The sequence below is a fragment of the Afipia sp. OHSU_II-C1 genome, assembly GCF_000497575.1.
Lineage (GTDB): Bacteria > Pseudomonadota > Alphaproteobacteria > Rhizobiales > Xanthobacteraceae > Afipia.
The window spans coordinates 148,085-166,155 of record NZ_APJI01000004.1 but is presented as its reverse complement, the minus strand read 5'-3'; the positions used below and the strand labels follow the sequence as shown (position 1 = coordinate 166,155).

Annotated in this window: 20 protein-coding genes; 10 read left to right on the top strand and 10 right to left on the bottom strand. The window is 59.9% G+C overall.

Features of this window, described 5'->3' with window-relative positions; all coding sequences use genetic code 11:
• Positions 1-118: 118 nt before the first annotated feature.
• Positions 119-523: a DUF2306 domain-containing protein gene (locus tag I554_RS0102845; RefSeq protein WP_024578034.1), complete on the bottom strand. Its 405-nt coding sequence runs from the start codon at positions 521-523 to the stop codon at positions 119-121.
• Between the two features lie 252 nt (positions 524-775).
• On the bottom strand, positions 776-1,261 hold the full coding sequence (locus I554_RS0102840) for a single-stranded DNA-binding protein (protein WP_024578035.1): 486 nt from the start codon (positions 1,259-1,261) through the stop codon (positions 776-778).
• A 490-nt stretch (positions 1,262-1,751) separates the two neighbouring features.
• Here I554_RS0102840 and I554_RS0102830 point away from each other — a divergent pair, with 490 nt between their 5' ends.
• Both I554_RS0102830 and uvrA read left to right on the top strand, forming a co-directional pair.
• A complete protein-coding gene (locus I554_RS0102830; protein ID WP_024578157.1) occupies positions 1,752-2,471 on the top strand; it encodes an outer membrane beta-barrel protein in 720 nt (239 codons plus the stop codon).
• A 265-nt stretch (positions 2,472-2,736) separates the two neighbouring features.
• Positions 2,737-5,715, top strand: coding sequence for an excinuclease ABC subunit UvrA (gene uvrA, locus I554_RS0102825; RefSeq protein WP_024577654.1), 2,979 nt, complete (start codon positions 2,737-2,739; stop codon positions 5,713-5,715).
• A gap of 78 nt (positions 5,716-5,793) precedes the next feature.
• Here the strand turns inward: uvrA and I554_RS0102820 are convergent, their stop codons facing one another.
• Complete coding sequence (locus tag I554_RS0102820) at positions 5,794-6,201, bottom strand: SPW repeat protein (RefSeq protein ID WP_024577655.1); 408 nt, start codon at positions 6,199-6,201, stop codon at positions 5,794-5,796.
• A gap of 247 nt (positions 6,202-6,448) precedes the next feature.
• Here I554_RS0102820 and I554_RS0102815 point away from each other — a divergent pair, with 247 nt between their 5' ends.
• The gene (locus tag I554_RS0102815; protein WP_024577656.1) at positions 6,449-6,724 is read left to right on the top strand and encodes a GNAT family N-acetyltransferase; all 276 of its coding nucleotides are present in this window, start codon (positions 6,449-6,451) and stop codon (positions 6,722-6,724) included.
• 37 nt (positions 6,725-6,761) lie between these two features.
• Positions 6,762-7,040, top strand: a complete 279-nt coding sequence (locus I554_RS0102810; protein WP_029659791.1) for a GNAT family N-acetyltransferase — start codon at positions 6,762-6,764, stop codon at positions 7,038-7,040.
• An 84-nt stretch (positions 7,041-7,124) separates the two neighbouring features.
• Here the strand turns inward: I554_RS0102810 and I554_RS0102805 are convergent, their stop codons facing one another.
• Positions 7,125-7,916, bottom strand: coding sequence for a fumarylacetoacetate hydrolase family protein (locus I554_RS0102805; RefSeq protein WP_024577658.1), 792 nt, complete (start codon positions 7,914-7,916; stop codon positions 7,125-7,127).
• A 199-nt stretch (positions 7,917-8,115) separates the two neighbouring features.
• Complete coding sequence (locus I554_RS0102800) at positions 8,116-8,481, bottom strand: DUF3597 domain-containing protein (RefSeq protein WP_024577659.1); 366 nt, start codon at positions 8,479-8,481, stop codon at positions 8,116-8,118.
• Positions 8,482-8,887: 406 nt separating this feature from the next.
• Here I554_RS0102800 and I554_RS0102795 point away from each other — a divergent pair, with 406 nt between their 5' ends.
• The 3 genes from I554_RS0102795 (at position 8,888) to I554_RS0102785 (ending at position 11,589) form a co-directional block, all read left to right on the top strand.
• The gene (locus I554_RS0102795; RefSeq protein ID WP_029659790.1) at positions 8,888-9,766 is read left to right on the top strand and encodes a DUF2189 domain-containing protein; all 879 of its coding nucleotides are present in this window, start codon (positions 8,888-8,890) and stop codon (positions 9,764-9,766) included.
• Between the two features lie 84 nt (positions 9,767-9,850).
• Entirely contained in the window at positions 9,851-10,720 is an 870-nt protein-coding gene (locus tag I554_RS25390; protein ID WP_244432703.1) for a patatin-like phospholipase family protein, read from the top strand.
• Positions 10,721-10,773: 53 nt separating this feature from the next.
• Positions 10,774-11,589, top strand: coding sequence for a lytic murein transglycosylase (locus tag I554_RS0102785; protein WP_024577661.1), 816 nt, complete (start codon positions 10,774-10,776; stop codon positions 11,587-11,589).
• 45 nt (positions 11,590-11,634) lie between these two features.
• Here I554_RS0102785 and I554_RS0102780 read toward each other — a convergent pair whose 3' ends face one another.
• Both I554_RS0102780 and I554_RS27150 read right to left on the bottom strand, forming a co-directional pair.
• Positions 11,635-12,663 carry a DUF1775 domain-containing protein gene (locus tag I554_RS0102780; protein ID WP_024577662.1) on the bottom strand — a complete coding sequence of 343 codons (1,029 nt, stop codon included), beginning with the start codon at positions 12,661-12,663 and terminating at the stop codon, positions 11,635-11,637.
• Positions 12,664-12,706: 43 nt separating this feature from the next.
• On the bottom strand, positions 12,707-13,123 hold the full coding sequence (locus I554_RS27150) for a hypothetical protein (protein WP_024577663.1): 417 nt from the start codon (positions 13,121-13,123) through the stop codon (positions 12,707-12,709).
• 426 nt (positions 13,124-13,549) lie between these two features.
• Between I554_RS27150 and I554_RS26185 the strand changes: the two genes are divergently transcribed.
• From I554_RS26185 to I554_RS26735, 3 genes are all read left to right on the top strand, one after another.
• The gene (locus tag I554_RS26185) at positions 13,550-13,702 is read left to right on the top strand and encodes a DUF1127 domain-containing protein (RefSeq protein WP_002711692.1); all 153 of its coding nucleotides are present in this window, start codon (positions 13,550-13,552) and stop codon (positions 13,700-13,702) included.
• A gap of 132 nt (positions 13,703-13,834) precedes the next feature.
• Positions 13,835-15,271, top strand: coding sequence for a methylenetetrahydrofolate--tRNA-(uracil(54)-C(5))-methyltransferase (FADH(2)-oxidizing) TrmFO (trmFO, locus tag I554_RS0102765; RefSeq protein WP_024577664.1), 1,437 nt, complete (start codon positions 13,835-13,837; stop codon positions 15,269-15,271).
• A 135-nt stretch (positions 15,272-15,406) separates the two neighbouring features.
• Positions 15,407-15,757, top strand: coding sequence for a hypothetical protein (locus tag I554_RS26735; RefSeq protein ID WP_152527640.1), 351 nt, complete (start codon positions 15,407-15,409; stop codon positions 15,755-15,757).
• 53 nt (positions 15,758-15,810) lie between these two features.
• On the opposite strand, the gene I554_RS0102755 is transcribed toward I554_RS26735, so the two are convergent.
• Genes I554_RS0102755 through secF form a run of 3 tightly spaced genes read right to left on the bottom strand, consistent with a single transcriptional unit; the run spans position 15,811 to position 18,060 of the window.
• Positions 15,811-16,674 carry a squalene/phytoene synthase family protein gene (locus tag I554_RS0102755; protein WP_024578156.1) on the bottom strand — a complete coding sequence of 288 codons (864 nt, stop codon included), beginning with the start codon at positions 16,672-16,674 and terminating at the stop codon, positions 15,811-15,813.
• Positions 16,671-17,057, bottom strand: coding sequence for an MTH938/NDUFAF3 family protein (locus tag I554_RS0102750; RefSeq protein ID WP_024575392.1), 387 nt, complete (start codon positions 17,055-17,057; stop codon positions 16,671-16,673). The genes I554_RS0102755 and I554_RS0102750 overlap by 4 nt, the downstream gene beginning before the upstream one ends.
• A 1-nt stretch (position 17,058) precedes the next feature.
• Positions 17,059-18,060, bottom strand: a complete 1,002-nt coding sequence (gene secF, locus I554_RS0102745) for a protein translocase subunit SecF (protein ID WP_006020662.1) — start codon at positions 18,058-18,060, stop codon at positions 17,059-17,061.
• Positions 18,061-18,071 lie beyond the last annotated feature (11 nt).

Below are 18,071 nucleotides of genomic sequence, written 5' to 3'. Positions count from 1 at the left end.
CCGCATTCGCCGTTAAAAATGACGCCAAAACAGTTGGAATTACAATGCCTTACAGTCGCCCAAAAACTCGTGTGAATTCCCGATTCTCAGCGCCTGAGATTGGACGTTTCGGCAGCCGCTACTGACCGAATGCGACCGCGTGCATGATACGTCCGGGGACGAATGTGAACAGCCCGGCGATAACGAGTCCGCCGGTGAAAATCGAGATCATGGTGATCCGGTGCCCCCTCACACGGTGCCTGTGAGCGAACCAGATTCCGAGCGGAAGCATGATCAGGCTGAAGATTGACAGCAGATGAATTGGGCTCCACGGCTCGCCCAGCTTGATCTGTTTGCCATGTATCCAGAACGAACTGATCGCAACAGTCACCATCAATGCGACCCAGATCCATCCCATCGTACGATGAGGCTGGGTGCCTTTCGGAAGCGAGAACTGAACGAGGCCCAGCACAAGCGCGCCGATCGCGGCGAACGCATGCAATTGAATGACCAGAGGCGCATTGAGTAACGGCGCGAAGCCCATCCTTGCCCCCACGACACGAGTTGATCCGACCGAATGGGTTTCGCGGCCACTCGACCAAATGTTAATACCATTAACATAAGTCCGAGACAATGTCATGCGCGGCCGTCGGCGCGAGGGATCGCCGGCTATTTCTTACATCGATTGCTTGACGACGCCGCCGCGCTCCTGCACGGCGTTGATCCAGCGCGGATTCACACAATCGCGGAGACGGTGATTTGAGCACCGGCTCCGCGAGCTTGGCAGCGTTTCGGCTCAGAACGGAATGTCGTCGTTCATGTCGTCGTTGCGGCCACCGCCGGCAGCCACGCGGCGCGGAGGAGAAGAAGAACGCGAAGGTCCCGACGATCCGAAATCGCCCTCGTCGGCTCCAAACGAACCGCCGCTGCTCTTGCCGTCGAGCATCGTCAGCGTCGAGTTGAAGTTCTGAAGCACGACCTCCGTCGAGTAACGATCCTTGCCGTCCTTGTCCTGCCATTTACGGGTCTGGAGCTGGCCCTCAATGTAAACCTTCGAGCCCTTCTTCAGATACTGCTCGGCAATCTTGCAGAGACCTTCACTGAAGATCACGACTCGATGCCACTCGGTCTTTTCCTTCCGCTCGCCGGAGTTTTTGTCGCGCCAGGTATCGGAGGTCGCGACGCTGAGATTGGCGATCGGGCGACCGTCCTGTGTGCGCTTGATTTCAGGGTCGGCGCCGAGATTTCCAACCAGAATGACTTTATTGACGCTTCCCGCCATTACCGTTCTCCACTTTAGCGCACCGATAGGGCGCGCCGAATCTGTCAGGATTTATGTACGCGGGACGACAATCCCCACCCTTGGGAAAGCCCGCTCTGCAAATGACCCTATACTCTCCCGCTCCCGGGATGCGGCCACCACGCCGGTTATCCACACGCAACCGGTATTGTCGCATAGACATAATACGTACTCTTTTTGTTCTTATGCAAGTGGTCCCGCAAAAGCAACCCTTTGTAGGACAAAACATTCTGGCCTTGGGTTCCGCACAATGTGACGAAAACGTGATCAAATCGTGGAACCTGGAGGCCGAATATCCCAAACAATTCCTTACGTTAGAAGCTTTCACTTCCCGTCCGACTGTTGCATTTCGGAGACGGCTTTTTTGGGAGAAGCCGGTATATTCCGTCCACGAAATCGAAATCCCATTGCGTTCGCGCCTTGGAAAACTGCTTCGAAAAATCGAGGCGGACTTAAAACTGGAGAAGATGAGATGAAGAAGTTCTTGCTCGGCACCGTGGCACTCGTTGCCCTCGGTACTGCTTCGGCGGTTGCCGCTGACCTGCCGGCCCGCACCTACACCAAGGCACCGGTTTACGCCGCGCCGATCTACAACTGGACCGGCATCTACGTCGGTGCGCACATCGGCGCCGCTTTCGGTGGTGACGACGGGTTCGCAACCAACATCGTCGGCCTGACTGGTTCGAGCCGCGACGCTGCGTTCCTCGGCGGTGGCCAGATCGGCGCTGACTACCAGTTCGCTCCGAACTGGGTTGTCGGTATCGAAGGCCAGATCTCGGGCCTGTCGAACAGCGACCGCAACTTCACCGTCGGCGCTGATTCGATCCGTGATCGTTCCGACTGGCTCGCTTCGGTTACCGGCCGCCTCGGCTACACCTGGGGTCCGGGCCTGATCTACGCCAAGGGCGGTGTCGCGTTCCGTGACGACAGCGGCCTGGCTGCAACCGCTGGCTTCCTGCCGGCTGTGACCGATCGCAACTCGACCGGCTACACCGTTGGTGGCGGTCTCGAATACATGTTCGCCCCGGCCTGGTCGGCGAAGGTTGAGTACCAGTACTACAACTTCGACACCACCAACGTTGTCACCAACGCTGGCCTCGGCGCGCTGTCCTACAAGGACGACCTCCACACTGTGAAGGTTGGCGTCAACTACCACTTCAACTGGGGTGGCCCGGTCGTCGCGAAGTACTAAGCTTCGCTTCACCTGAGTCTCTCGGGAATACGGAAAGGCCGGCTTTTGAGCCGGCCTTTTTGTTTGCCAATCACGCCCCATATCTCTGAAGTCCCAAGCAGACATCAAACAGTTGATGGATCGCGAACAGGGCTGGAAATCCAGCCGCGTTCTCACTATGTTCTGCGGGCAGGAATCTAATCGAGAATGAGAAACCGGCGAACGGTCATCGCGTTTTCCGGAGACAGCGCTCTAGCTGCGCACCACGCGCACCGGAATTCCCCCTATGGATGAAGTCATCAAGGCAAACCGCAAATCGACCGGATCGAACTCGCGGGCCATCACGATTCGCGGCGCACGCGAGCACAATCTCAAGAACATTGACCTCGCGATTCCGCGCGACAAGCTGGTCGTCTTCACCGGCCTGTCAGGGTCCGGGAAATCGTCCCTCGCCTTCGACACCATCTATGCCGAAGGTCAGCGCCGCTACGTCGAATCGCTGTCGGCCTATGCCCGCCAATTTCTGGAAATGATGCAGAAGCCGGACGTCGATCAGATCGACGGTCTGTCGCCAGCCATTTCAATTGAACAGAAAACCACCTCCAAGAATCCGCGATCGACCGTGGGTACGGTTACGGAGATCTACGACTACATGCGCCTGCTGTGGGCGCGTGTCGGCGTTCCTTATTCGCCAGCGACGGGACTTCCGATCGAAAGCCAGACCGTGTCGCAGATGGTGGATCGCGTACTCGCGCTGCCCGAAGGCACCCGGCTCTACCTGCTGGCGCCGGTCGTTCAGGGCCGCAAGGGCGAGTATCGCAAGGAATTTGCCGAATATCTCAAGAAGGGATTTCAGCGGATCAAGGTCGACGGCAAGTTTTATGAGTTGGCGGACGCGCCGACGCTCGACAAGAAGTTTCCCCACGACATCGACGTTGTGGTCGACCGCATTGTCGTGCGGCCCGACATAGCACAGCGGCTCGCCGAATCGTTCGAGACCGCGCTGAAACTCGCCGAAGGCCTTGCCGTCGTCGAGTTCGCCGATGCGCCTGCAGGCGAGCCAGCGTCCGAAAAGAAGGCGGAAAAGAAGACCGCAAAGATTCACGACAAGAGCGGGCCGGAGCGGATTCTGTTCTCGGAGAAGTTCGCCTGCCCCGTCTCCGGATTCACGATCCCTGAAATCGAGCCTCGGCTGTTCTCATTCAACAATCCTTACGGTGCCTGCCCGAAATGTGGCGGCCTTGGTGTCGAACAGCATATCGACGCCGAACTGGTGATCCCGGACAAGGAACTGACGCTGCGCAAGGGTGCGATCGCACCATGGGCGAAGTCCTCGTCACCTTATTATGTCCAGACACTGCAAGCCCTGGGCAAGTTCTACAAGTTCACACTCGACACCAAGTGGAAGGACCTGCCGAAGAAGACGAAAGATGCGATTCTGTTCGGCTCCGGCGATGACGAGATCAAGTTCTCGTATGAAGATGGCGTTCGGTCCTACGACACCAAAAAGCCGTTCGAGGGCGTGGTCACCAATATCGAGCGCCGCTTCCGCGAAACCGAAAGCGAGTGGGCGCGCGAGGAACTCGGAAAATACTTCAGCGACGTTCCGTGCGAAGCTTGCCACGGTCATCGCCTGAAGCCGGAAGCGCTTTGCGTCAAGATCGGCGGCAAGCATATCGGCGAAGTCGCCGAGCTTTCGGTTCTGCGCGCCGGGGAATGGTTCGAGAACGTTCCCAAGCAGTTGAACAAGCAGCAGAACGAGATCGCGACGCGCGTGCTCAAGGAAATCCGCGAGCGGCTATCGTTCCTGCTCGACGTCGGCCTGAACTACCTTACACTGTCGCGATCATCCGGGACCCTGTCGGGCGGCGAAAGCCAGCGTATCCGCCTCGCCTCGCAGATCGGCTCCGGCCTGACCGGCGTGCTCTACGTGCTGGACGAGCCATCGATCGGGCTGCACCAGCGCGATAACGCGCGCTTGCTCGACACGTTGCGTCGGCTGCGCGATCTCGGCAACACGGTCATTGTCGTTGAGCACGATGAGGATGCCATCGAAACCGCGGACTATGTGGTGGACGTCGGCCCCGGCGCCGGCATGCATGGCGGCAACATCGTCGCCCAGGGCACGCCGCAGCAGGTGAAGAGCAATCCGAAATCGATGACCGGAAAGTATCTCACCGGCGAAATGTACGTGCCGATACCCGAGCGCCGGCCGCCCAATCACCGCCGGACCATCAAGGTCATTAACGCACGCGGCAACAATCTGAAGAACGTGTCGGCGGAAATTCCGCTCGGGCTGTTCACCTGCGTCACCGGTGTCTCGGGCGGCGGCAAATCCACTCTGCTGATCGACACACTTTACAAGTCCATCGCCCGCAAGCTCAACAATGCCTCGGAAGGTCCTGCTCCGCATGACCGCATCGAAGGTCTCGAACATATCGACAAGATCATCGATATCGACCAGTCACCGATCGGGCGGACGCCGCGTTCAAATCCGGCGACCTACACCGGCGCCTTCACACCGATCCGCGAATGGTTCGCCGGATTGCCGGAATCAAAGGCACGCGGCTACGAGCCGGGTCGCTTCTCATTCAACGTGAAAGGCGGCCGTTGCGAGGCCTGTCAGGGCGACGGCGTCATCAAGATCGAGATGCACTTCCTGCCGGATGTCTACGTCACTTGCGATACCTGCAAGGGCAAGCGCTACAACCGCGAAACCCTTGAAGTCCTGTTCAAGGGTAAGTCGATCGCCGACGTGCTGGATATGACGGTGGAAGAAGCCGCCGAGTTCTTCAAGGCGGTACCACGGGTGCGCGAGACGTTCAAAACCCTGCATCGCGTCGGTCTGGATTACATCCATGTCGGCCAGCAAGCGACCACGCTTTCAGGCGGCGAGGCGCAACGCGTCAAACTCGCCAAGGAGCTCAGCAAGCGCGCGACTGGGCGGACGCTCTATATCCTCGACGAGCCGACGACCGGACTGCATTTCCATGACGTCGCAAAGCTGCTGGAAGTGCTTCACGAACTGGTCGCTCAAGGCAATACGGTGGTCGTCATCGAGCACAATCTCGAGGTCATCAAGACCGCGGACTGGGTGATCGATCTTGGCCCGGAGGGCGGTGACGGCGGCGGAGAAATCGTCGCTTGGGGACCGCCGGAGGACATCGTCAAGGCACCGCGCAGTTACACCGGGAAATTCCTCGCGCCAGTTTTAAAAAAGGGCCGCGCCGGAAAGATTCACGATACCGGTGAGGCGGCGGAGTAAGCGGCGCACGGATCACTCCGCGCGCCGTTCAGTCAGCGAATGGGCCGCGTTATCCTGACACGAACGCGTCAGGCAGCATCATTGCCCGTGCCTGGCGAGTTCCTGGTCCGTCAGATCCCAATCCTGCCAGAGCTTCAGAGCCGCCAGCAGGAACACAACGGCGCCAATACCGGTGTGCCAGAACCTGAGCACGCCGTCGCTCGAATAGCCGAGCAGATACGGTGCCGCGATCAGCCAGAGACCGAGCACCATCTCACCCGCTTCCTCCCAGCGCTGGAGCGCGATGTACTCCATCTGGGCCAGGCCAAACACGAGAACGCCGGCCAGCACCGTGCACAGGATTGCGAATCCGGGCTCCGACAACGTCCCAAACCCGTAGTTTGCCTGTCCCGTGAGCCAGGGCGACAGCACGATCAGCAGGCCCAACAGCATGCCGAACCAATCTTCCCATTTGCGATGAGTGTTGAAAAACCGAAAGCCAGACATGTAGACCTCCATTAAAAGAGGCATACGTCGGCGGCCTGGCGTCGTCACATTCCGACTCGAAGACGACCATTCGGCCGCATCGGAGTATGTCCAATTCTAAACGTATGAAACCCGCCGGTCCTTGCAAGGTCCCGGCGACGGATTTTGTTACCCGCTGGTGACGACTGTGCGATGCGGCGGACGGCTCGCCTTGGCATGAAATGTTGATAGACTCTCCGACGCTGACACCTGAAACGGAAACAGACAAATGACCGATGCCGTGCGGAATAACCCCGCCAAAAAGCGCTATGAACTCGATGTCGAAGGACATATCGCGGCGACCTACTACGAACTGTCCAATGGCGTAATCACCTTCGTCCATACCGAAGTACCGGAGGCGCTTGGCGGCCGAGGCATCGGATCGCAGCTCATCAAAGGTGCGCTCGATCAGGTACGCGCCGACGGGCTGAAAGTCGTCGCCCAATGCCCCTTCGTGAAGGCCTACATCGGCAAGCATCAGGAATATGCCGACCTCCTGAAGTAAATTCCCGCGACACACTCAACAACAGAACGCAGGCTCCATGGACCAAGGCATCGTCCGCAACAACACTGCCCTCAGCCGCTACGAACTCGACGCAGATGGCGCCACAGCATTTGCCGACTACCGGCTTGCACCGGGGAAAGTGATCATCACCCACACCGAAACACCTCGGACTTTGCGCGGTCGTGGCATTGCGTCGAAGCTCGTGCAGGGCGCGCTGGAACAGATTCGCGCCGATGGCTTAAAGGCCGTCGCAGGCTGCAGTTTCGTAGTGGATTATCTGGAGAAGCATCCCGAGTTCGCGGACGTTGTGGCTTAACCCACTCCTACGCTCCCAGCAAAAGCCCGCCAGCCGGCGGGCTTTTGCTGCGCTCAACGGACAACCGCGCCAGTCAGGCGAACGTCAGACAATCTTGATCGACATATCCGGCAAGCCCTCCAGCTTGCAGAGGATGACGTCGCCCTTCACCACCGGTCCGACATTCTCCGGCGTGCCGGAATAGACGATGTCGCCTGCTTTCAGCTCGCAGGCTTCCGACAGCTTCGATATCTGCTCCGCGACGCTCCAGATCATGTTGCTGAGATCGGAGCTTTGCTTCACCGTTCCGTTCACCGCGAGCGAGATCGCGCCCTTGGTGAAATGACCGGTCTTGGTCACCGGATGGATCGGCCCAAGCACGGCGGAATTATCGAAGCTCTTGCCGATCTCCCACGGTTTTTTCTGGTCACCCATCGCGCGCTGCAGATCGCGGCGCGTCATGTCGAGGCCCAGGGCATAACCGTAAACGCAGTCGAGCGCCTTCTCCGGCGAGATGTTGGACCCGCCCGACTTCAATGCAGCCACCAGTTCGACTTCATAGTGATAGTTCTTGGTCAGCGGCGGATACGGATGGTCTCCAACCGCTCCGATCGCGACGTTCTGGATCGCGTCTGTCGGCTTCTGGAAAAAGAACGGCGGCTCACGAGTCGGATCCGATCCCATCTCGCGCGCATGCGCCGCGTAATTGCGGCCGATGCAATAGATGCGGCGGACCGGGAAAACTTCCTTCAGGCCGACGATGGGAATTGTCGCCTGTGCGACAGGGAACACTGCCTTCAGGCCAATCTCGGCATTTGCGGTCTCGCCAAGTGCTGCCGTCCCGGCAATGGCGGCAGCTCCGCCAGCCAGGATGTTTCTGCGGTTGAATTCGGTCATGGTCGTTTCCTGCTTTTCGTTGTTGGCATTGGCGCAGCCGCCATCCGTTCGTTCAGGCTTGCGGACAACGACTTGAGCGCTGGTATTTTGTATGCCGACGACATCTATTTGAACAGAGCCCACGCATCTGACGTCTGTGTGCGTCGGAACGAAAAAGGCCCGCCAAAGGCGGGCCTTTCAGATCCGGCTCAAGGCCGAATTAGTGCTTCAGATCGTCCGGCAGCTTGCCGCCGTTCGCAGCAAGCTTGGTCATGACCTGCTTGTGCAGCCAGATGTTCATCTTGGCCGAGTCGCTGGTGTCGCCGTCGTACTTCAATTCCTTGGCGAGTTCCTTGCGGGCGGTAAGGCTTGAATCGATATCGAGAGCCTTCATCAGGTCGACGATCGACGTGCGCCACTCGAGCTTTTCGCCCTTGGCAGCAACGGCTTTGTCGAGAATCGGCGCGACATCGACCATCGGCACGCTGGCACCGCCGCCCGCAGCCGATCCCGCACCGCCGGCAGGCTCCGCCGCTTCGGCCTTGGTGCCGAAAATAGCGCCCATGATCTTTCCAAAAATGCTCATCTGTAAACTCCCGATAACCCGTCGATTGACTGGTGGATCTGATTGGCGCTTCCCCTCTCCGGCAGCACCGCACCGGTATCACGCAAGAGTGTAGACGCCCGGTCACGGCTTGCCAATGCAGCACCTCAACATTGCGTTGCGGCGAATTGAGTCAAAAACGTCAAAAAGACGCCACAATGACTGTGGTGTGACGACACCAATCGTTTGGAGGCAAAATCCATCTCGTTCATTTGCAGAACCTTGCTGCATCCGCGCGTTTATACATTGCAAGCAATCGTGATGCTTTCGCGGATGCCCTTTGAAGCGATCATGATAGGCTTGAGGTTCGCACGGTGCCCCCTATGAGCAATCACAGCATTCAGCGCTGTGTGACAAGGAGACAGCCACCATGAGCGTTTCCACCAACATGAAAGCATTTCCGGCTGCGACAGAGCCGGCGAAATACGCGATCCAGACAATCACGACGGCTGATCTCAAGGACGCGCTTCGCCTGGGATGGGAGGACTTCAAGGCCGTTCCCACTCATGCGTTCCTCCTGGCGTTGATCTATCCCGTGCTCGGACTGATGCTCGCACGCACTGTCCTTGGCTATTCAATCCTGCCCCTGCTGTTTCCACTGGCTGCCGGCTTCGCGTTGCTCGGGCCGTTCGCAGCGCTTGGATTTTACGATCTCAGCCGCCGGCGTGAACAGGGCGAAACGCCAACAGCCTCTCATGCCTTGGGGGTGCTGCGCTCGCCGTCCATCGGAGCCATGCTGTTTTTCGGTGTCGCCCTCCTTGTGCTGTTCCTGGTGTGGCTCGCAGCCGCGCAGTCCATCTACACGGCGACATTCGGCTATGCACCGGCTTCAAGCTTTCCGGACTTCTTCCAGCGGGTGCTGACAACCTCAGAAGGGCACAGGCTGATCGTGCTGGGCTGCGGCATCGGGTTTCTGTTTGCACTCGTTGCACTCTGCGTCAGCGTTGTCTCCTTCCCGTTGATGCTCGACCGTCATGCGGGCGCCATGGATGCGATGCTGACGTCGGTACGTGCGGTCGTACAAAATCCTGTTCCGATGGCTGCGTGGGGTCTGATTGTTGCGGTCCTGCTGGTGGCCGGAACCATCCCGTTCTTCCTCGGACTCACCGTCGTGATCCCTGTGCTTGGTCATGCGACCTGGCACCTCTATCGAAAGGTGATCAAACCCGCTGCAACATCATATGAACCGCCGCCACAACAGAAGGCGCGGCGCTACGCGGCGGATTTCCCCGCCAGTCTGTTTTCATGGGGGCGTAGGGACCGCTAGCCGGACGTCAGCACTGTACCGTTGCCTGTCGCACTGCGGTTTGGCATGGATGCACACCTGATGGTGTGCATCCGAAGATAGTTCATGTTCGACGCAGTGGTTTTCGCAGGCGGTGGCAACCGCTGTTACTGGCAGGGCGGTTTCTATGAAGCCGCCGCAACGCGTCTTGGTCTGTCGCCCAAGCTGGTGGTCGGCGCCAGCGCGGGCGCGTTTGCGGCAGCGTATTCGCTGCTCAAGGCCGGACCGACGACCCGGGCTCGCGTGATCGCCGCCTGCGATCCCAAACTGAGGAATTTTGATTTCGCCGCTTGGCGTGCGGGTAAACCGCTCTGCCCCGTCGGCCCTATGTTCTGCGAACTGCTTGACCAGACCATCGACGCGGACGCCTTCAGGCGGCTGCAGGACATGACCGATTTTCAGATCGCCGTCTCGCGATTGCCGCGCGGACTGTCCCCGCGGATTGGCGCAGCGATCGGCATCGGCGCATATCAACTGGAGAAGAAACTCTTTCATCCGGTGCATCCGCGTTTCGGGCGCGCGCTGGGTTTCCGGTCCGAATTCGTCGCAGTCGGCTCCCTGAACGATCCGCAGCAGTTTCGCGAGGCATTGATGGCCAGCAGCGGTGTTCCGCCATTCATGCCGGTCACCGAAATCGCGGGACGGCCAGCCTTCGATGGCGGGCTCGTTGACAACGTTCCGGTTGAGCCGCTGGTACCGATTGAAGCTGCCGGCGGCCGTTCGCTTGTGCTGCTGACCCGCCTCTACAAAACAATCCCGCAGGTGAAGGGGCGCACCTACGTACAGCCCTCCCGGGAAGATCGGCGTCGGGCAATTCGATATCCGAAACCCGGATGGCATCCGGGACGCTTACGAACTCGGCCTCGAGGACGGCGACGCATTTGCTGCTTCGCTCAATCGATGAGCACTCTGACCGTCAAGGGCGACACGTTTTAGCCGCGGTTCCACGCGAGATTCTCGATGGGCTCATGTTCGCAGCAGGCATTCAGATGACCGTTGCTTTGCTCTCACGCGCAACTTCCGCCGCCTTTATTTTCCTTGTGGCTGCTTCGCAGGCATCCGCTGCGACGTGCGGCACCGGCAGCTTCGAGAGCTGGCTAGACAATTTCAGGAAGGAAGCTGCGGCGGAGGGTATCTCCCAACAGGCGATCTCGCAGGGGCTGAACGGCATCACACTCGACAGTTCTGTCCTTTCACGCGACCGGTCGCAGCATGTCTTCCGTCAGAGTTTCGAGGAGTTTTCCGGCCGGATGGTGCCGCCGCGGTTGGCAGCGGGTGCCAACAAGATGAAACAGTTCGGGTCGGTCTTGTCCCGCATCGAGCAGCGTTATGGCGTCCCCGGCGCTGTTCTTGTCGCGATCTGGGGGCTTGAAACAGACTACGGCGTCAATATCGGAAAATTCCCGACCATCCGCTCGGTCGCAACGCTGGCTTACGACTGCCGGCGCTCCGAAATGTTTCGTGCGGAGTTGAAAGATGCCCTGCGCATTGTGGATCAGGGCGATCTGTCGCCCGCAGACATGCGCGGCGCCTGGGCCGGTGAAATTGGGCAAACACAGTTCATGCCGTCGTCGTACATCAAATTCGCCGTCGACTTCGACGGCAACGGGCGGCGCGACCTGTTGCGAAGCGCACCCGACGTGCTGGCATCGACCGCGAACTTCCTCGCCAGTCATGGCTGGAAGCGTGGACAACCATGGGACCCCGGCAGCGAGAACTTTGCGGTGATCCAGCAATGGAACAAAAGCGAAGTCTATTCGAAGACGATTGCCTATTTTGCCAGCCAGCTCGATCGCGCGCCTTGAGCGATGATGCGGCCGCGCTCGGCCGCATCATCTCATCAATCGATTTTAGTGCTTATGCGCAGGCTCGCTGGTTGCTCCCATCGCATTGACGTCGAAAGTGACATCGAGCTTGCCCGCCTTTTCGAACGTCAGCGTGGCCTTCAGCTTGTCGCCCTGCTTCAGCGGCTGCTTGATGTCCATGAACATTATGTGGAAGCCGCCTGGCTTCAGTTCGACGGTCTCGCCGGGCTTGATGGTCAAGCCGTCAGTCAGCGGCCGCATCTTCATCACCCCGTCGGTCATCGACATCTCGTGAATTTCCACGCGGTCGGCACCAGCCGAGGTCGCGCTGAGAAGACGGTCGGCAGACTTGCCGTTGTTGGTGATCTTGAGATAGCCGCCGGCAATCTTGGCGCCGCCCGGCGTTGCGCGAGTCCACGGCGCGGCGACGATCAAATCACCGGCCTTCAAGGTGTCACTGCCTGACTTGGGCGCGGCCATCTTCCCGTGGTCCATCTGGCTGTGATCCATTTGCGCCTGCGCAACCGTGGTGGTGTCGGCAACGATCCGCAGCACCGGAGCCGGCGACTTCAGGCTGTGCGGATTCTGCCCCTCCGATGCGATCTGATCCCAGCGAACCTCGCCCTTGGCGCACTGCTGAACTGTCGGAAAGGAAATCGCCTGCCCCGAAGGAAAATCAGTGACGAAACTGGAGAAGACGAATTCATCATAGTTGTCGTCGGCCAACGATCCGCCCGACCACACGATTTCCTTGGGTCCCTCGGTCACGGTCTTGCCGTGGCTCTGGTACGACTTGGCGTAAGCGCCACGCGTGATGCTAAGGGTCCATCCCGCCTTAGGCATCGGCTTTACGCCGATGACACCTTCCGGAATCTGGATGCGGACGGCTTGGGTCGCCGCGCCATCGCAGCCGTGGGGCACCTGGAACACGGCCTTGTAATAGGTATTGGCGCGGGCCTCTCCGGCCGCAAGCGTCACGTGGGCGAATACAGGCGAATGCAAAGCAATGACAGCCGCCGCCGTCAGGCCAGTGCCTGCCAGCAGCCGCTGAAGGCTGCAGAAGTTGATGATCATGTTGTCCTCGAATGATGCTGAAAGAGAATTTCGAAAGAGGGTCTCAGGTCAGCCGCCGCGGTGGAGCCCTCGCGGAAAAGGCCAGTTGCCGGTAAATTTCCGGCAACGCCATCTGCCGGGAAGCCGACATCCGTGCATAGGCAGTGGCATACGGCAGGAGCATCATACGATCGGGCGGTGCCGCCACTTGCGCGGCAACGCAGGCATTGAAGCAATCGCGAGGTGTGCCGGGCTGGGCAGGTTCGGTTCCGCCAGCGGCCCCACCCGGAAGTATCGTGCCCGAGCAGATGGGAGCGCTGATACCGCTCAGTGCCCCGGCCGCAGCCTGTGTGCTGCTCCAGGCCACCAGGAGAGCCTGAATCACCATTGCCTGCGACAGCACAATTATCAGGAGCAGCCGGCGGACTGAATGGCGATCTGGCATCCAGCGGCTATGCCACGCCTCGGCCTGAACGTCCACGATTTGGCACCAAGCTCCTGCACCCAACTTGATCGGCGGGCATAGAGTGAACTATTGTTCGCTATTAGTTGATGATTGGCACTATACGTGGGGTAGCGGTACGGAACCTCGGGGCCACTCCACGAGGACATGGCTTAGCGTGACCGCGCATTCCATTACCGTTGATACGGGCAGCGTGGAATTTGTGTCCCCTTTGCGTCAACCTGATGAAATATTAGCCTAAATCGTGCATCAGATGCGAAAATCCGGCCTGTCCTTATGGGAAATCTTAGCTGAAAGATTAATCACTTCTTACGTAAGATATGCGTATTTTGCTTAGCTGCATCGCAACATTCGCGGTGTTGCAGCGCAGAATCGTCCCCTATATTCAGTTCCAACGATGACGCTACTCCAAGAGCTGAATCGGGATTACGAAGGAGACTACCAATGCTGCTCTCATTTATCCGCGCTATCCAGGCGTTCCGTGACTATCAGCGCAATGTCGCTGAGCTGTCCCAGTTGAGCGATCGGGAACTGGCCGATATCGGGCTTGACCGCTCCGACATCCAGCGGGTCGCAGCCGGTGCTTACAACGGCTAACCGTTGCGATAGCTGACTGACGAACGATTGCGCCCGCCCTGTGCGGGCGTTGTCGTATCTGGCGCACGACACAGGCATTCGCACCCGGCATCAAGCGTTGCGTCCGGGTCTTGCGAGCTTTAGTTGTGAGCCATGACAACGCACAAAGATCAGCAAGCAGATTCTGTTCACGTCATCGGCGGCGGACTGGCCGGTTCGGAAGCCGCGTGGCAGATCGCCAATGCCGGCGTCAACGTCGTGCTGCACGAGATGCGTCCGGTCAGAACGACGGATGCCCACCGCACCGACAGCCTCGCCGAACTCGTCTGCTCCAATTCGTTCCGCTCCGATGACGCGGCCAATAACGCCGTCGGTCTGCTGCACGCGGAACTGCGCAAGCTCAACTCCCTCATCATGCGCAGCGCCGACGCCAATCAGGTGCCGGCCGGCGGCGCGCTTGCGGTGGACCGCGACGGCTTTTCGGCAGCCGTCAGCGCAGCGCTCACCGCTCATCCGAAAATCGAAATTCGCCGCGAGGAAATCGCGGGACTGCCGCCGGCGGACTGGAAGAACGTCATCGTCGCGACCGGACCGCTGACATCGCCTGCGCTCGCCGATGCAATCCGGGGGCTATCCGGCGAAGATGCCCTCGCCTTCTTCGATGCCATCGCGCCCATCGTTCATCGCGACAGCATCAACATGGACGTTGCGTGGTTTCAGTCCCGCTACGACAAGGTGGGCCCCGGCGGCAATGGCGCCGACTATCTCAACTGTCCGATGACCCGTGAGCAGTACGACGCCTTTGTCGATGCGCTTATCGCGGGGGAAAAAACCGATTTCAAGGAGTGGGAAACCAACACGCCTTACTTCGACGGCTGCCTGCCGATCGAGGTAATGGCTGCGCGCGGCCGCGAAACGCTGCGCCACGGGCCGATGAAGCCGGTTGGACTGACCAATCCACGCGATCCCACGGTCAAGCCCTATGCGATTGTGCAACTTCGCCAGGACAACAAGCTCGGCACGCTCTACAACATGGTTGGCTTTCAGACCAAGCTGAAGCATGGCGCACAGACGCATGTGCTCCGCTCCATTCCGGGCCTTGAGAACGCGGAGTTCGCGCGCCTCGGCGGCCTGCACCGCAACACCTTCCTGAATTCTCCCAAGCTGCTCGACCCGCAATTGCGCCTGCACGCGCAGCCGCGCCTGCGATTTGCCGGACAGATGACCGGGTGCGAGGGTTACGTCGAATCCGCCGGCGTCGGTTTGCTCGCCGGCCTGTTCGCTGCGGCCGATGCGCGCCGCCACGCGATCATGCCGCCCCCGCCAACAACCGCGCTCGGCGCGCTGCTTGGGCACATCACCGGCGGACATATCGAAACCATCGATGCCGGGCCGCGCTCGTTCCAGCCGATGAACATCAACTTCGGACTGTTTCCACCGCTGGCTTCGCCGCCGACCAGGAAGCCGGACGGCACGCGGCTGCGCGGCAATGAAAAGACGATCGCGAAGAAGCAGGCGATCAGCGCGCGGGCGCTGTCGGATCTTGATCGCTGGATCGCAGATACGCTGCATGTGGCTGACGCAGCGTAACGGCAAAACAGCGGCAAACTTCTCCGCAAAAGGCGAAGTGGTGACTGAATGATGTCGCTCAGACGGATCGGGATTCAGTGCACGCAAAGGAGCGGAATTAACTTGACTGCCCCCGCCTGAACGCAGCTTCACGCCTTGAATGACCTCGCACTTACCGCGCGCGGCCATGTAAGCGTTGCACATCTCCGTAGCCGCTTAGTCAATCGACTTCAAATTCTCGAATATGCGGCTTCTATCAGGTTTCGATGGTGCGGCATTTTCAACGCGAACAGCCAGCGCAAGCATTCCGAGAGTCATGAATATGATCAGTGCTATCGCCGTCCAATGAAGCTTACCAACCGGCTCGACCTGCTCGTCCTTGTTCAATTCCGCCATGTCATCACCTCGAAATTCGATGTCTCGAATTTGCGAAGAATCGTGACAGACGCCGCCACCGCTCACCATGTGGAAGTTACGTTGGCAGCCTTCGGTAAAGCCGAAGGCTGACCGCGGAGAATCCGCCGCCCGCGTGAGGCGCGGCAACTATGCCGGCTTTGTGCTTATCCTCTGAACGGCTCCGCACCGCTCGCGTGCCACGTCGTCCAGAGAATGCCAAGCCGCGACGGCAACGGCGGCGCGAACGGATCGGACGTCTCCAGCCGAGACAGTATCTTTCCGATCACCGCAAGCGGCAGAAACGACGGGCGCGCGGCGGATGGGGCACTCTCAAGCATTAGCAGCGCCTGCTTCATCTGCTTATCCGCCTCGCGGCGCAGATGCGCCAGCGCGTCCTTGAGCGGCGGGCCCGCCCGCCGCAGAAAAAACTCTTCGGCAATCACACCGTGAAGATTCATGAGGTCGCCCGGCAGGTAAAGCTGCCGCCGCGCAGCATGACGCGGCAACGCCAGCATAACGTCTGTCAGTCCCTCCGCGATGCCGGCATGCTCTGCGATACGCGCGACATCGGGTGAAGTCACCCCGAGCACCTTTGCACGCAAGGCATAGAGCGCTGCGGCCGTATCCCGGCAATGGGCTTCCAGCGCTGCCATGTCCGGCATGGGGTCGTCATAGACATCGAACACATGCGCATCGATCAGGCGGACAAGCGCCTCAATGGGAAGATCGTGCCAGGCGATCGCACGCAGCAATTCCGCCGCGACCGGATTGGCCTCGGCTTCGCCGCGAGAGCCCTGCCCCTCGCCGGTCAGAACATCCCGCCACCATTGCAGCCGGATTTCACCCGGCAGCGGCTGGCTGACATGATCGCGAACGTGAGCAACCTCGGCGTTGAACGCCGCCAGCGCAAGCCACGCCCGCCGCGCTTCCGGCGATACGAACAGGCTTGCGGCATAGGTTCTGAAATCCCGTGCGCGCACCAGGTCGGAGCAGAACGCCGCGGCGTCATTGCTAGCTGCGCCGCTCATGGAACAGCGATCAGCGCTGCCGCAACGCGCCGCCGCTCGCCCATCATGACGTTGTAGGTCCGGATCGCCGGTCCCGTCTGCATGGTGTCAAGCACCACATGGACCTGGCGGAGAGCATTGCGCAGCGGCGCAGGTGCGATCCAGACACCACTACCCGTGCCGATCAGCAGCGTATCGATCTCATTGGCGTGCTCGAACACGCGTTCCAGCGAATAACGGTCGATGTCCTTGGGGTCGTTGACCGGCCACGCCCAGATCGCATCCGGCAGGCAGAGCAGCGAGCCGCGATGCGACATATCTGCGAACCGGAAGCCGCCGTTGCCGTAGGCATCGATCGGCGCGGACCGTGGAAGGTGCAATCCTTCGGGCAGTGCGCCCGCCATGTTACGGCTTCGACGGCTTGTCCTCGCCGCCCCGGTTTTCGCCCACGCCGAGATAGATCAGGATCGGCGCCGCGATAAAGATCGACGTGTAGGTGCCGACCAGCACGACGCCGAAGGTCATCGTCGCCGCGAAGGAATGGATCGCCTTGCCGCCGAACAGCAGCAGCGCGAGCAGTGCCAGCGTCACCGTGACGTGGGTGATGATCGAGCGCGACAGCGTCGAGTTGATCGACGTGTTGAGCAGTTCCGGCATCGGCATTTTCTTGTACCGCCGCAGCATTTCACGAATGCGGTCATAGATGACGACCGTGTCATTCAGCGAGTAGCCGAGAATGGTGAGCAGCGCGGCGATGCTGGTCAGGTCGAATTCGATCTGGGTGATCGACATGAATCCCAGCGTCAGCACGATATCGTGGACGTTGGCGATCATCGCGCCGAGCGAGAACTGCCATTCGAACCGGAACCAGAGATAGATGAAGATGCCCGCGATCGCGAGCATCAATCCGACCGTGCCATAGGCGAGCAGTTCGCTCGACACGCGCGGACCAACGACTTCGACACGACGATACTCGACGCTGTCGCCGAACAGCTGGCGAACCTTCTGCACCGCAGCCTGCTGTGCCTGATCGCCGCCGGGTTGTTCTGCGATGCGGATCAGAACGTCGGAGGGACCACCGAACTGCTGGAGCTGGACGTCGCCGAAATTCAACGTCGTAAGCTGCGCGCGCAACGCCGCGATGTCGGCGGGGCCGGACTTGGTCTGGATTTCAAGCAGCGTGCCACCCTTGAAGTCGATGCCGAAATTCAGTCCGTGGACGAAATAGAGACCGATGGCGAGCAGCGACAACAGCGCCGAGATCGGAAAGCTGATGCGGCGGAAGCGCATGAAGTCGAACTTCGTATCGTCCGGGACGATGCGAAGCGCGGGGATCACGCCATAGATACTGAGGCCTGTCAGAACGACGATGAAGATGGCGAGTGCGACGATGATGGTATGAGTCACGGCTTATACAA

Excerpts from the sequence above, each read along its gene's own strand:
- I554_RS0102845 (WP_024578034.1), bottom strand. The coding sequence starts at position 523 with ATGGGCTTCGCGCCGTTACTCAATGCGCCTCTGGTCATTCAATTGCAT.
- I554_RS0102840 (WP_024578035.1), bottom strand. The coding sequence starts at position 1,261 with ATGGCGGGAAGCGTCAATAAAGTCATTCTGGTTGGAAATCTCGGCGCC.
- I554_RS0102830 (WP_024578157.1), top strand. The coding sequence starts at position 1,752 with ATGAAGAAGTTCTTGCTCGGCACCGTGGCACTCGTTGCCCTCGGTACT.
- uvrA (WP_024577654.1), top strand. The coding sequence starts at position 2,737 with ATGGATGAAGTCATCAAGGCAAACCGCAAATCGACCGGATCGAACTCG.
- I554_RS0102820 (WP_024577655.1), bottom strand. The coding sequence starts at position 6,201 with ATGTCTGGCTTTCGGTTTTTCAACACTCATCGCAAATGGGAAGATTGG.
- I554_RS0102815 (WP_024577656.1), top strand. The coding sequence starts at position 6,449 with ATGACCGATGCCGTGCGGAATAACCCCGCCAAAAAGCGCTATGAACTC.
- I554_RS0102810 (WP_029659791.1), top strand. The coding sequence starts at position 6,762 with ATGGACCAAGGCATCGTCCGCAACAACACTGCCCTCAGCCGCTACGAA.
- I554_RS0102805 (WP_024577658.1), bottom strand. The coding sequence starts at position 7,916 with ATGACCGAATTCAACCGCAGAAACATCCTGGCTGGCGGAGCTGCCGCC.
- I554_RS0102800 (WP_024577659.1), bottom strand. The coding sequence starts at position 8,481 with ATGAGCATTTTTGGAAAGATCATGGGCGCTATTTTCGGCACCAAGGCC.
- I554_RS0102795 (WP_029659790.1), top strand. The coding sequence starts at position 8,888 with ATGAAAGCATTTCCGGCTGCGACAGAGCCGGCGAAATACGCGATCCAG.
- I554_RS25390 (WP_244432703.1), top strand. The coding sequence starts at position 9,851 with ATGTTCGACGCAGTGGTTTTCGCAGGCGGTGGCAACCGCTGTTACTGG.
- I554_RS0102785 (WP_024577661.1), top strand. The coding sequence starts at position 10,774 with ATGACCGTTGCTTTGCTCTCACGCGCAACTTCCGCCGCCTTTATTTTC.
- I554_RS0102780 (WP_024577662.1), bottom strand. The coding sequence starts at position 12,663 with ATGATCATCAACTTCTGCAGCCTTCAGCGGCTGCTGGCAGGCACTGGC.
- I554_RS26185 (WP_002711692.1), top strand. The coding sequence starts at position 13,550 with ATGCTGCTCTCATTTATCCGCGCTATCCAGGCGTTCCGTGACTATCAG.
- trmFO (WP_024577664.1), top strand. The coding sequence starts at position 13,835 with ATGACAACGCACAAAGATCAGCAAGCAGATTCTGTTCACGTCATCGGC.
- I554_RS0102755 (WP_024578156.1), bottom strand. The coding sequence starts at position 16,674 with ATGAGCGGCGCAGCTAGCAATGACGCCGCGGCGTTCTGCTCCGACCTG.
- I554_RS0102750 (WP_024575392.1), bottom strand. The coding sequence starts at position 17,057 with ATGGCGGGCGCACTGCCCGAAGGATTGCACCTTCCACGGTCCGCGCCG.